This window comes from Xanthomarina sp. F2636L (genome assembly GCF_026410195.1).
GTDB lineage: Bacteria > Bacteroidota > Bacteroidia > Flavobacteriales > Flavobacteriaceae > Xanthomarina.
On record NZ_JAPMLM010000069.1, the window covers coordinates 307,250 to 321,457 of the forward strand.

A 14,208-nucleotide genomic window follows, 5' to 3' on the forward strand; every position below is an offset into this window, starting at 1 on the left:
TTTGAGGACAACCAACCATAATTATTTAAAAACCAACAGACAATATATTCTATTTAGCATTTTCTTGCTTTTTAGTTTATACTCTTTTTCTCAAATAACACCAACACCTCAAGATTCTACAAGTACAGGATTTACCTTAGGAAATATAAATATGCCTAATCCGTCAAGTATAGAGACTAAATATACTTACGACCCACTTACAGATAGATATATTTATACAGAAACGGTTGGAAGGTTCAATATTAATTATCCAATAATTTTAACTCCCGAAGAATACAGGGAGCTTGTTTTACAAGAAAATTTAAAAGAATACTACAAGCAAAAGATAGATGCTTACGAAGGTAAGAAAGATGGTTCGGAAGAAGAGCAAAAAAACTTACTTCCAGAATTTTATGTGAGGTCTGGTTTGTTTGAAACTATATTTGGAGGAAATACTATAAATGTAGTACCTCAAGGTTCTGTTGAAATGGATTTAGGAGTTTTGTTTACCAAACAAGACAACCCAACGTTTTCACCTCAAAACAGAAGTAATTTTACTTTTGATTTTGACCAAAGAATTAGTTTGAGTTTATTAGGTAAAGTTGGAACCAGATTACAGGTTACAGCAAACTATGATACAGAATCCACTTTCGATTTTCAGAATCTGATAAAACTTGAGTATACACCTACCGAAGACGATATTATCCAGAAAATTGAAGTAGGTAATGTAAGTATGCCTTTGAATAGTTCGTTAATTACAGGAGCTCAAAGTTTATTTGGTGTAAAAGCCCAACTTCAGTTTGGTAAAACAACAATTACTGGAGTCTTTTCAGAACAAAAATCAGATACCAGAACCGTAGTAGCACAAGGAGGAGGAACTATTGAGGAGTTTGATTTCTTCGCCAGAGATTACGATGAAAACAGACACTATTTCTTAGCGCATTACTTTAGAGATAATTTCGATAAATCGCTTGAAAACTACCCGTTTATAAATTCAAATGTTCAAATTACAAGAATTGAAGTTTGGATAACCAATAGAAATAATAATACAGAAAACGTTAGAAATATAGTCGCTCTACAGGATTTAGGTGAATCTAATCCTGATCCAAATGCTAACAATATCTTATTGCAACCTGTGCCTCCAGGATTTATTAATGTAGGGCCAAATGCATTTCCTAATAACGGAAATAACGATTACGATCCAACAAGAATTGGTTCAGGTTCCGTTCTAACCCAACAAATTAGAGATATTGCAACGGTACAACAAGGGTTTGGTGTATTAACTACCTTAGTTAGTGAAGGGTCAGATTATGCAAAATTAGAGAATGCCAGAAAATTACAGGAAGGTCAAGAGTATACTTTAAACTCTCAACTAGGTTATATCTCTTTAAATCAAAGGTTAAATAACGATGAAATTTTAGCTGTATCCTTTCAATATACCGTTGGAGGACAAGTATATCAAGTTGGAGAATTTGCAAACGATGGTTTAGATGCTACAGGTGTAAGTACAGACCCAGGAGGGATTTCAACAGTAACTAACAACAATTTAATTCTGAAATTATTAAAAAGTCCAATTACAAATACCAATCAACCTATTTGGGACTTAATGATGAAGAATATCTATAACACTGGAGCCTACCAATTAAGTCAAGAGGATTTTAAATTAAATATTTTCTACAACGAAGCCTCGCCATTAAACTTTATTTCCCCAGTTGATGGAAACTCATTTGGTGTCGATATTAATGGAGCACCAGTAACTGCAAGCACACCTCCAGAAGATTTAATTCAGAATACAACTTTATTACGTCTATTTAATTTAGATAGATTAAATTTTAATGGCGATCCACAAACAAATGGAGATGGCTTTTTCGATTTTGTTCCTGGAATGACAGTGATACCTCAAAATGGAAAAATAATCTTTACTAAAGCAGAACCTTTTGGAAAGTATTTATTCGATAAATTATCAGTTGGAGGAGGAGAAGACTATAACAACGATCTAACCTACAACGATAACCAGTCTAAATATGTTTATGATATCCTTTATAAAGAAACCAAAACAGCAGCATTAGAAGCTGCAGATAAGAATAAGTTTAAAATGAAGGGGCGTTATAAATCTTCGGGAGGAGATGGAATTCCAATTGGAGCTTTTAATGTGCCTAGAGGGTCTGTAAAAGTAACTGCAGGTGGAAGAATGCTGGTAGAAGGTATAGATTATACCGTAAATTATCAGCAAGGTACTGTTCAAATTTTAGATGAAGCCTTAAAAGCTTCAAACACACCTATTCAGGTTACAACAGAAAATAATGCCGTTTTTGGACAACAAACAAAACGTTTTACTGGATTTAATGTCGAGCATAAATTCAATGAAAATTTTGTCCTAGGTGCTACTTGGTTACATTTAAATGAAAGACCTATAACCCAAAAAGCAAACTACGCACAAGAGCCAATTAATAATCATATTTTTGGAATTAATGGAAACTATTCTACCGAAGTACCATTTTTTACCAGATTGGTTAATAAATTGCCAAATATTGATACAGACGTACCTTCTAATCTAGCTGTTAGAGGAGAATTTGCTTATTTAGCTCCAGGAGCGCCAAAAGGAACAGAATTTAATGGAGAAGCCACATCTTATATTGATGATTTTGAAGGTTCACAGAATTCCATAGATATAAAATCGCCTCAATCTTGGTTTATTTCAAGTCGTCCACAGGGCATCAATGCTAACGACGATAATGTAAATGGTATTGAACAAGGTTACGATAGAGCATTACTAAACTGGTACAATATTGATCCAATTTTCTATGGTAATCGAAGTCCTGATGGTATTACAGACGATGATATTTCAGATTTATACACCAGTCGTGTTTTTATCGAAGAATTATTTCCTAATCAAGATATTGCTCAAGGACAAACAACCGTTGTTAATACTTTAGATTTAGCTTTTTATCCTACAGAAAGAGGACCTTATAATTTCCAAACTACCAATGTAGATATTAGTAATAATACTTTATTAGATCCACAAAGAAGTTGGGCTGGAATTACAAGAGCATTAACATCTACAGATTTTGAGCAATCAAACGTAGAGTATATTGAATTCTGGTTACAAGACCCATTTCAAGAAAATACTTCAAACCCTGGTGGAAAACTAGTATTTAACCTTGGAAATATTTCTGAAGATGTTGTTAAAGATGGTAGAAAAATATATGAAAATGGATTGCCACCAGATGGAAATGTTATTGGTGTGTTGCCAACCTCTCCTTCTTGGGAAACGGTCTATCCTCAAAACCAGTCTTTAATTTATGCTTTCGATACAACAGGAGATCAACGAGCAAATCAAGACGTAGGTTTTGATGGTTATAATGATGCTGAAGAAGCGCTAATATTTTCAGATTATGCATCTTTGCCAGATCCTTCCAATGATAATTACGAATATTTTTTAAGCGCAGAAGGTGATATTTTTGATCGCTATAAGCGTTATAATGGACTAGAAGGAAACTCTCCTGATGAGTTTTCAGACACCAATAGAGGGTCTACAACTCAACCAGATGTAGAAGATATAAATCGTGATAACACAATGAATACCATAGATAGTTATTACGAATACGAATTAGATTTAACACCAGGAACTTTAAATATTAATAACCCATTTATTGTTGACATTAAAGAAGACGAGGTTAGAACATTGCCTAATGGCCAAACCGTAACACCACGTTGGATTCAGTTTAGAATTCCAGTAGAAGATTATACAGGAGCCATTGGAGGTATTTCAGATCTTAGATCTATTCGTTTTTCACGTATGTATTTAAAAGAGTTTTCTGAAAAAACTGTTTTCCGTTTTGGAACCTTAGATTTGGTTAGAAGCGATTGGAGAAGATACAACCTAACATTAGATGAAGACGGAGGAGACCCGGCTTTAGATGATACAGAATTTAGCGTTGGAATTATTGGAACTATAGAAAACGATGGTATTTATATTTCACCTCCAGGAGTAGATCCAGAAGAGTTTTATAATAATAATACAGTGATTCGTCAGAATGAGCAATCTCTAGTATTAGACGTATGCGATTTAGAATCTCATGATGCCAGAGCCGTTTATAAAAATATTAATATAGACATGCGTCAGTACAAGCGTTTAAGAATGTTTATGCATGCTCAGGAAGGTGATATTTCAGGACTACAAGATGAAGATTTAGTTGGTTTTATTAGAATGGGTAACGATTTAACCCAGAACTACTACCAAATAGAAGTGCCATTAAAAGTAAGCGATGGAACAACCAGAGAGTTATTATGGCCTGAAGAAAACGAAATTAACTTAGCGTTAGAATTACTACAGAATATAAAATCTGAAGGAATAAGTAATGGAACCTTAGGCAATACAACACCAACATTTTATGATGTTATCGACGATGTATTAAGTGAAAACCCAGTGCCAGAATATTCTCCCTACACTTTAGGACAACAGCGTATCGCCATTATTGGTAATCCAAATTTTGGGGATATTAGAACCTTAATGGTTGGAGTTAAAAATGCATCTGGAGTAGATAAATGTGGAGAGTTATGGTTTAACGAATTACGTTTATCAGACATGGATAACGAAGGAGGTTGGGCAGCTATTTTAACCGTAGATACCAACTTTGCCGATTTTGCTAATGTAAGTGCCACAGGAAGAAAAAGTACTACAGGGTTTGGATCTATAGAACAAGGGCCTAATCAAAGAAGTCGTGAGGATGTAGAACAATACGATGTAGTAACTAATGTCAATGTTGGACAATTATTACCTCCAAAATGGGGAATTCAAATTCCATTTAATTATGGACAGGGTGAAGAGTTAATTACTCCTAAGTACGATCAATATTATAAGGATTTAACTCTAGAATCTAGACTTGAAGCAGCAGATACAGACGACGAAAAAGAGGTAATAAGAGAACAGTCAGAAAATTATACCAAACGTAAGAGTATAAACTTTATAGGGGTTAGAAAAATAAAAACCAACGATTCAAAACCTCGTTTTTACGATGTAGAAAACCTGACCTTTAATTATTCTTACAATAAAATTAAACATAGAGATTTTGAAATAGAAAATTCAATCGATCAAACCGTAAGAACAGGAGTAAATTATGCCTACAATTTTCAACCTGTTTCTATAGAACCATTTAAAAAGAATGACTCCTTATTTAATGGAGAGTATTGGAAATTATTAAAAGATTTTAATTTTAATCCCTTACCTTCTATGTTTACTGTTAATACAAATATTAACCGTCAGTTCAATCAACAAAAATTTAGAGAAATAGAATTAACAGGGAATAATATTGGTTTAGATGAATTTTATAGAAGAAATTACACCTTCGATTATGAATATTCAATCAATTATAATTTAACAAAATCACTTCAACTAAACTTAACGGCTTCTAACCATAATATTGTAAGAAACTATTTTAAAGACAATATTATAAATGGAGAACAAGACCCTAGTTTAGGTGTTTGGGATGGCTTTTTTGATTTTGGTGATCCAAACAGGCAATTTCAACAGCTAGCTGTAAATTATGATATTCCAATAGATAAAATTCCAACCTTTAGCTTTATTGATGCAACTTACTCTTATAGTGGAGATTTCCAATGGCAAAAGGGATCAGATTTATTTGGAGATTTAGAAATAGATGGACAGACTTACGATTTAGGAAATACAGTGTCTAACGCAAACAGACATAATATTAATACCACGTTAAATATGAATAAGTTCTATAATTATATAGGACTTAAAAAGAAAACCATTAGAAAGTCGCCAACTCCAGCCTCCAGACCTGGAAGTGGAGCAACGCCTGAAAGTGGCTCAGATGCAAAACCTGCAAAAGCTAAAAATGGCGGACAGAAATTAGCCAATGTTGGAATAGATATTTTAACAAGTGTTAAAAGAATACAGGTTAATTATTCTGAAACTAATGGAACATATTTACCAGGATATTTAAGGACTCCAGGGTTTATTGGAACCATGAAACCTACTGTTGGCTTTACCTTTGGTAGCCAAAGAGATGTAAGACATTTAGCAGCTAAAAATGGATGGTTAACCCTTTATCAAGATTTTAATGAACAATATTCTGCCGTTAGAACCCAGCAACTCGATTATTCGGTAAATATAGAACCTCTTAACGATTTAAAAATCGATTTAGTTGCTAATAGAATGTATGCTGAAAACTATACTGAAAACTATAAAATTAACGATTATGGGAATGGTTTAGAATACGAATCTTTAACCCCAAACACCTTTGGTAACTATAGTATTTCTACCATATTAATTAGTACAGCTTTTAGTAAAAGTGATGAAACCCAATCTGCAGTTTTTGACGATTTTAGATCCAATAGATTAAAAGTAGCAAATAGACTGGCCGAAGAACATTATGGAAATTCTAGTTATCCTCTAGATTCAGAAGGATATCCTGTAGGTTTTGGAAAAAACAGCCAATCAGTATTATTGCCGTCTTTCTTGTCGGCATATTCAGGAAAAGATGCAGGAGGTATTTCCTTATCTGCTATAAAAGATTTCCCAATTCCAAACTGGGATATTAAATATACAGGATTAATGAATTTAAAATGGTTTAGAAAAAACTTTAAAAGGTTCTCATTAATTCATGGATATCGAGCTTCTTACACTATTAATCAATTTAGATCTAACTTAGATTATGATCCATTGGATCCAGAAGCATTAAATCAAGGAGGGAACTTTAAAAACGAAACTATCTACAGTAATATTAACTTAACAGAAATGTTTAGTCCGTTGGTTCGTATCGATATGGAAATGAAAAATTCTGTAAAAATCCTGGCGGAAATTAAAAAAGACCGACTACTTTCTTTAAGTTTTGACAATAATTTAATGACTGAGATTCAAGGAAACGAATACATTATTGGCTTAGGTTATAGAATTAAAGACGTTAGGATTAAATCGAAATTAGCAGGACCTACAAAAAGAATTGTAAGTGATTTAAATTTCAAAGCCGATTTATCATATAGAAGAAACGAAACTATTATTAGATATTTAGACGTAGTAAACAATCAAATAACTTCTGGTCAAACGGTTTGGTCAGGAAAATTCACGGCAGATTATTCATTTAGTAAAAATCTAACAGGAATTTTCTACTTCGATTATATGTTTTCAGAGTACGCTATTTCAACGGCTTATCCACAAACAACCATTCGTGGAGGACTTACTTTAAGATATAATTTTGGTAATTAATGAAATCTATTTGATATTATAATTTTGAATAAATACATTTGCGAAAATAAATACAATATAAAATGAATATTCCATCAAATTTAAAGTACACAAAAGACCACGAGTGGATTAAGATAGAAGGAGATGTAGCTACAATTGGTATCACAGATTTTGCTCAAAGCGAATTAGGAGATATTGTATATGTAGAAGTTGAAACTGTTGACGAAACTCTAGATGCTGAAGAAATTTTTGGTACAGTAGAAGCTGTAAAAACGGTTTCAGATTTATTTTTACCTCTTTCTGGAGAAATTATCGAATTTAACGAATCTCTTGAAGACGAACCAGAAAAAGTAAATAGCGATCCTTATGGAGAAGGCTGGATGATTAAATTAAAATGTTCAGATATGTCTCAAGTAGATGGTTTAATGTCGGCAGATGCTTACAAAGAATTAATTGGTGCTTAAAAAAAATGCTTTATTAATTTCGCTATCCTACACCATAGCTTTGCTATTGTTAAGTTTAGTGAAATTAGATTTAGAATCTGTAGAAGATATTGTTCCATCATTTAGTGATAAAATATTTCATTTTTTAGCTTATGCCTTGTTTGCATGGCTTTGGTTTAACTCATTCTATTTCAAATTTAATTTAAGTAAAAGCAAGAGTATTTTAAGGAGTGTTCTCCTTTCAGTAGGTTTTGGTATAATTATTGAAGTATTGCAATTGCTATTAACAACATCCAGAAGTTTCGATATGTTAGACATATTAGCAAACACACTAGGTGTTTTATTTGCAGCTATTTTAATAAATAACAAAATTATTATAGACGTTAAAAAATAATAATCGTTTGCTTTATTGCCAAATAAATGGTTATTTTAGCATTCAGGAAAATTAAAAATCATGGAACAAAAGAAAAATCCTAAAGCAAATGTAAGCCGTAATAGCTCACTATTCTTTGCTGTTGGTTTAGCATTAATGTTATTTGTAACTTATCAGACTATTAATTATAAGACGTATGATAAAGAAGCAATAGACATTGGTCAATTAAATCTTGATGAAGAATTAGAAGAAGAAATTCCAATTACAGAACAATTGCAAACACCTCCACCACCTCCACCACCTCCTGCTGCTCCTGAAGTGATTGAAGTGGTTGAAGATGAAGAAGAGGTTGAAGAAACTGTTATCGAATCTACAGAAACAAGTCAAGAAGAAGAGATTGTTGAGGTAGAAGAGGTAGAAGTAGAAGAGGTAGAAGAAGATATTGAAGTTCCTTTTGCAGTTATTGAAAACGTTCCAGTATTTCCAGGATGCGAAAGTGGGAACAACGAAGCTAAAAAAGCTTGTATGAACGAAAAGCTGCAAAAGTTTATTCAGAAAAAATTCAACACAGACCTAGCTGGAGATTTAGGATTAAGCGGTATTCAAAAAATTAGCGTGTTCTTTAAAATTGATAAAACTGGTGAAATTGTAGATATTAAAGCAAGAGCGCCACATCCAAGATTAGAGCAAGAAGCTATAAGGGTAGTTAGCTTATTACCACAAATGAAACCAGGAAAACAACGTGGAAAAGCAGTAAGAGTACCTTATTACTTACCGATAAAATTCCAAGTACAAAATTAAGAATTTAGTGTCTTAAATTATATAAAATCCCGTTACAAGAACTGTAACGGGATTTCTTTTTTTCATATCATCATTATTAAAAAAATAGTATCTTTCAACGCAAATTAATCTTACATATGGATATGAAGAAGTTCTTCGTAATTGTTTTTTTATTCTTTCAAGTACATGTCTATGCTCAAAACGACTTTCTATACGAAAAGCCACCTGTCTTTTCAGAATGCGAATCCGTCGATTTAGAACTCTTACAAAAGTGTTTTGATAACCAGATTTTTAATCAGGTCTTTAATAATTTTAAAGTCCCTCAAGAGGTGACAGAAGAAAACTATAAAGGGGATGTAGTCGTGCTCTTTGAAGTAAGTAAAGAAGGTGATTTCCGAGTTATTTATGTGGATGCTACATATCAAGAATTAAAAGAAGAAGCCAAACGTGTTTTTGGAGAACTTCCAAAAATAAAACCAGGTACATATAATGGAAAACCAACTTACAAACAATATTCCATAGCCATTAAAATTCCTTTAGTAAATCAAGCAGTTGCTACAAAAGATTTATTAAAAGATGAAGATCTGGATATAGATAAAGAATTAACTGAGTTAGAAAATGCTGCCAAAAAAGAATATGATAGTGTAAACATGAAGTTGGTACCTTTTTCAAATAAAGAATATAAAAGTCAATTAAATATACCTTTCACACATAATAATTATGCCAAGTTCGATAGAAGTGTCAATTTAGTTGGTACTAATAGTCATACAGCATCTAAACCTTATATGTACGAGGATGTTTCCGTTTACTACAACTTTCAAGCAGAAATAGACAGTTTAGCAAAAGACACAAAAACCTTTGCTGGAAGAAAGCTTTGGAATGAAAGATTGGTAAGAGTAGAAGGAAAGGATTATTGGTTTACAATCGACCCAATTTTCGATTTTGAGGTAGGGAAAGATACCGAAGCAGATTTTTCAAGCACCTATAATAACACTAGAGGGGTTAATATTCAAGGAGGTTTCGGAAAGAAATTTAGTTTTTACACGTCTTTTTTTGAAAGCCAAGGTCGTTTTGCGCAATATTACAATCAATATGCAGAATCTATTAAAGCTGCAGATGAAGCTGCTATAATTCCAGGGCGTGGAATAGCAAAAGCATTCAAGAATAATGGTTACGATTACCCTGTAGCTGAAGCCTACTTGTCTTATACGCCTTTTAATTTTTTGAATGTACAGTTTGGACATGGTAAAAACTTTATTGGAGATGGTTACCGTTCGCTATTTATAAGTGATGTGGCTACGCCTCATCCATTTTTAAAATTAAACACCACATTTTGGAAAATAAAATATACAAGTACCTGGATGTGGTTAAGAGATGTAAGGCCAGAATATGAGGTAGATGGAGCTTACTTTCCAAAATATATGGCAACTCATTTTTTAAGTTGGAATGTCTCAAAAAGATTAAATATCGGCCTGTTTGAATCCGTTATTTGGAATAATGCTAACAATAGGGGCTTCGATATAAATTATTTAAACCCTATTATATTTTTTAGAGCCATAGAATTTGAAACTGGTCAAGGAGCTGGAAACGCACTCATGGGATTGTCTGGGAAATATAAATTAAATGATAATATGAATGTTTATGGGCAATTTATATTAGACGAATTTTCGTTAAGTGATATAACTGGAGGAGAAAAAAGTTGGAAGAATAAATTTGGCTACCAACTTGGATTTAAGTACTACAACGCTTTTAAAGTGAAGAATTTAATGCTTCAAACAGAATATAACAGAGTAAGACCGTATACCTATTCGCATAACACCACTGTATTAAATTATGGTCATAGCAATCAATCTATGGCGCATCTTTGGGGCTCAAATTTTAGTGAGTTTATTCTTATTGGGCGTTACCATTACAAGCGTTGGTTTGGAAATGCTAAAATGGTTATGGGTACCAGAGGGTTAGATTTTAATGATGGTACCGATAACTATAGTTATGGAGGAGATATCTATAGAAATTATAACGAAAGACCTTTTGATAATGGCGTTAAAGTTGGTCAAGGAAATAAAACCAATACATTCTTTACAAATCTGCAAGTAGGTTATGTAATTAATCCGGCAACCAATCTGAAAATTTTTACAGATGTTACCTTCAGAGATTTTAATCCCGAAGCCCAAACAATGAATACTCTAGATAGTAATACGCTTTGGTTTAATATAGGAATTAGAACAGACCTATTTAATTGGTATTTTGATTTGTAGAATTAACTTTTCAAAGTATCTTTGCAAACGCAATATAAAGCCTCAGGCAAAGCATTTATTACTTTGAGTCAAACAGTCACTTCAACGGTTAAACATTCTATTATTTCAGATTTTAAGGAAATCACTAAAATCCGTTTATCGGTTAGTGTGGTTTTTTCTTCTTTAGCTGGATATCTTTTAGGTGTTGAAACAGTAGATTATACCACGTTATTGCTTTTAGCCTTTGGAGGTTACTTTATGGTAGGAGCTTCTAATGCATTTAATCAAATTATTGAAAAAGATTTAGATGCTTTAATGGATCGTACCAAGAATAGGCCTGTTGCAGCTGGTAGAATGAGCGTTACTATAGCTTTTATTATTGCCTCTATTTTTACTGTTTTAGGAATTGCTATTCTATATAGTATCAATCCACAAACAGCCATGTTTGGAGCTATTTCCATATTTCTTTATACCTGTGCTTACACACCTTTAAAAACCAAAACGCCGTTATCTGTTTTTGTTGGAGCCATTCCTGGAGCTATTCCATTTATGTTGGGTTGGGTTGCTGCTACAAATAATTTTGGAATCGAGCCTGGAACCTTATTTGCCATTCAGTTTTTCTGGCAATTCCCTCACTTTTGGGCAATAGGATGGTTTTTATATGACGATTATAAAAAAGGAGGTTTCTTTATGTTGCCTACCGGAAAACAAGATAAAGGTACAGCCGTACAAACCATTATGTATACAGTTTGGACTATTTTAGTTTCTATAGTTCCAGCTTTTGGTTTTACTGGGAGTTTATACTTAACGCCAATTTCAGCCATAATTGTATTTTTGTTAGGATTAGGCATGCTGTATTATGCCATTCAATTATATAAAAAAATGACTGTTTTAGCAGCAAAACAACTTATGTTGGCAAGTGTGTCTTACATAACATTGTTGCAAATAGTTTACGTAATAGATAAGTTTATTAGATAACACATGGATTTAACCCAAGGTACATTAGAAGAAAAACACGGCAGAGCTAAAAAAATGATGCTCTGGTTTGGAATTATATCATTAATCATGTCTTTTGCAGGCTGGACTAGTGCTTTTGTTGTAAGTAGCACCAGGCCAGATTGGCTAAGCGATTTCCAATTACCAAACGCTTTTATAATAAGCACAGTTGTAATAATAAGTAGTAGTATCACTTTTATTTTAGCAAAAAAAGCCTTAAAAAACAATCAAAGACAACAAACAACTTTTTGGTTGTTTACCACTTTAATTCTTGGAATTGTCTTTATTGCCAGTCAGTTTTTAGGATTTCAACAAATCATCGATTTAGGATATAATTTTACTGGACCAACTAGTAATATTACCATGTCTTATATTTATTTAATAGCTGTTGTGCATATTTTACATGTTATTGTAGGACTTATTTGTTTGCTTGTGGTAATTTATAATCATTTTAAACAAAAGTACCAACCTACAAAAATGTTAGGCATGGAGCTAGCTGCAACCTTTTGGCATTTTATTGATATACTATGGATATATCTCTTTTTGTTTTTGTACTTTGTGAAATAAATACCCTTGCTTTTTAGCAACTTGCCAAGTAAACAGTGGCAAACCTTATTTAGAGTGCTTAAATTTTAGATGAGTAAATTTCGTTAGAAAGATAAATTGATTATTTTTGTTCAACTTTTTTAAATAAATACTAAACCAAACATATGAACACGACAGTTGTAGATACTGGAACAGACGAAAAAACTTGGGGAGGAGGGAAAAAACCCTTAAATGCAAGTTATGGAAAATTGATGATGTGGTTTTTCATCACTTCCGATGCATTAACCTTCACAGGGTTTTTAGCATCGTACGGATTTTCTAGATTTAAATTTGCCGAAATTTGGCCTATTGCAGACGATGTGTTTACACACGTTCCTTTTATTCATGGAAATTATCCAATGATTTTCGTGGCATTCATGACTTTTATTTTAATTATGTCTTCCGTAACTATGGTTTTAGCTGTAGATGCCGGACATAAAATGGATAAAGCAAAAACCACCATATATATGTTTTTAACTGTTATAGGTGGATTTATATTCTTAAGCTCTCAAGCTTATGAATGGACAACTTTTATAAAAGGAGAGTATGGAGCTGTAGGTACTCATGGTGGAAATATTATTCAATTTGTTGATACCGATGGAAATCGCGTAGCTTTAAAGGATTTTGCTATAGGGCAACCCGTAGACCGTACACAACATTTAAATAAAAATGGACTTTGGTTTAGCAGTGAAAGCAGTTTACCAAGTTATACCATTGATGAGGTTGTAGCAGGTTTTGAAGCTAATCCAAATTTATTGGTAAAAACAACTTATGTAGATAACGCAACTGGACACAAAACTATTTTGTCTAGAAACGAATCTATAAAAGAATTAAAAACTAAAGGAAAAAATGTGGTTGAAGGTGCAAACCTCGTTCAAAATGAATATGGTCCACCATTATTTGCAAATTACTTTTTCTTCATTACAGGATTTCACGGTTTTCACGTATCTATTGGGGTATTGCTAAACATTATTATTTTCTTTAATGTAATTTTAGGAACTTACGAGCGTAGAGGAAGTTACGAAATGGTTGAGAAAGTAGGGTTGTATTGGCACTTTGTGGATTTAGTATGGGTGTTTGTATTTACATTCTTCTACTTAGTATAATTTTTAAATAATTTATTTTAGACATGGCAGACACACATAAATTAGAAATATTTAGAGGATTAGTTAAATTTAAATCCAATACCCAAAAAATCTGGGGTGTATTAATCTTTTTATCCATTGTAACAGCAATTGAGGTTATTTTAGGTATCTATAAACCTGAAATGCTTAATGGACACTTTATAGGAATGAAAATCTTAAACTGGATTTTCATTATCTTAACTATAGTAAAAGCTTATTACATTACTTGGGACTTCATGCACATGAGAGATGAAACAGCAAGCTTAAGACGTATGGTTGTTTGGACAGGTGTTTTCTTGATTTGTTACTTAATATTTATTCTTTTGCAAGAAGGAGGATATGTAGGAAGTGTTTTCACAAACGGCTTCGTTAAAAACGATTTTTAAACACATTATTAAAGTTAAATAGATATTAAAAGACGGTTTATATACCGTCTTTTTTTATTTTTGCAAAACAAAACTTAAAGTAAGTTTATAATTTA

At 32.5% G+C, this 14,208-nt stretch carries 9 protein-coding genes; all 9 read left to right on the plus strand.

Going from position 1 to position 14,208, the window contains the following annotated elements; all coding sequences use genetic code 11:
* The first annotated feature begins 1 nt into the window (after position 1).
* A complete protein-coding gene (gene sov, locus OS191_RS12505; RefSeq protein WP_267156050.1) occupies positions 2-7,210 on the plus strand; it encodes a T9SS outer membrane translocon Sov/SprA in 7,209 nt (2,402 codons plus the stop codon).
* Between the two features lie 62 nt (positions 7,211-7,272).
* A complete protein-coding gene (gcvH, locus tag OS191_RS12510; protein ID WP_267156051.1) occupies positions 7,273-7,653 on the plus strand; it encodes a glycine cleavage system protein GcvH in 381 nt (126 codons plus the stop codon).
* A gap of 58 nt (positions 7,654-7,711) precedes the next feature.
* Entirely contained in the window at positions 7,712-8,026 is a 315-nt protein-coding gene (locus OS191_RS12515) for a VanZ family protein (protein ID WP_267156052.1), read from the plus strand.
* Between the two features lie 60 nt (positions 8,027-8,086).
* Positions 8,087-8,806, plus strand: coding sequence for an energy transducer TonB (locus OS191_RS12520; RefSeq protein ID WP_267156053.1), 720 nt, complete (start codon positions 8,087-8,089; stop codon positions 8,804-8,806).
* A 122-nt stretch (positions 8,807-8,928) separates the two neighbouring features.
* Positions 8,929-11,043, plus strand: coding sequence for a gliding motility outer membrane protein RemB (remB, locus tag OS191_RS12525; protein WP_267156054.1), 2,115 nt, complete (start codon positions 8,929-8,931; stop codon positions 11,041-11,043).
* Positions 11,044-11,106: 63 nt separating this feature from the next.
* A complete protein-coding gene (cyoE, locus tag OS191_RS12530; protein ID WP_267156055.1) occupies positions 11,107-12,000 on the plus strand; it encodes a heme o synthase in 894 nt (297 codons plus the stop codon).
* 3 nt (positions 12,001-12,003) lie between these two features.
* Positions 12,004-12,585, plus strand: a complete 582-nt coding sequence (locus OS191_RS12535; protein WP_267156056.1) for a cytochrome c oxidase subunit 3 — start codon at positions 12,004-12,006, stop codon at positions 12,583-12,585.
* Between the two features lie 143 nt (positions 12,586-12,728).
* Positions 12,729-13,709: a cytochrome c oxidase subunit 3 gene (locus OS191_RS12540; protein ID WP_267156057.1), complete on the plus strand. Its 981-nt coding sequence runs from the start codon at positions 12,729-12,731 to the stop codon at positions 13,707-13,709.
* Positions 13,710-13,732: 23 nt separating this feature from the next.
* Positions 13,733-14,113 (plus strand): cytochrome C oxidase subunit IV family protein, encoded by a 381-nt coding sequence (locus OS191_RS12545; protein WP_267156058.1) that lies wholly within the window; start codon positions 13,733-13,735, stop codon positions 14,111-14,113.
* Positions 14,114-14,208: the final 95 nt, after the last annotated feature.

What these genes read in the sequence shown, in the direction of transcription:
- OS191_RS12520 (WP_267156053.1), top strand. Translation starts at nt 8,087, where the DNA reads ATGGAACAAAAGAAAAATCCTAAAGCAAATGTAAGCCGTAATAGCTCA.
- OS191_RS12540 (WP_267156057.1), top strand. Translation starts at nt 12,729, where the DNA reads ATGAACACGACAGTTGTAGATACTGGAACAGACGAAAAAACTTGGGGA.
- remB (WP_267156054.1), top strand. Translation starts at nt 8,929, where the DNA reads ATGAAGAAGTTCTTCGTAATTGTTTTTTTATTCTTTCAAGTACATGTC.
- OS191_RS12535 (WP_267156056.1), top strand. Translation starts at nt 12,004, where the DNA reads ATGGATTTAACCCAAGGTACATTAGAAGAAAAACACGGCAGAGCTAAA.
- OS191_RS12545 (WP_267156058.1), top strand. Translation starts at nt 13,733, where the DNA reads ATGGCAGACACACATAAATTAGAAATATTTAGAGGATTAGTTAAATTT.
- gcvH (WP_267156051.1), top strand. Translation starts at nt 7,273, where the DNA reads ATGAATATTCCATCAAATTTAAAGTACACAAAAGACCACGAGTGGATT.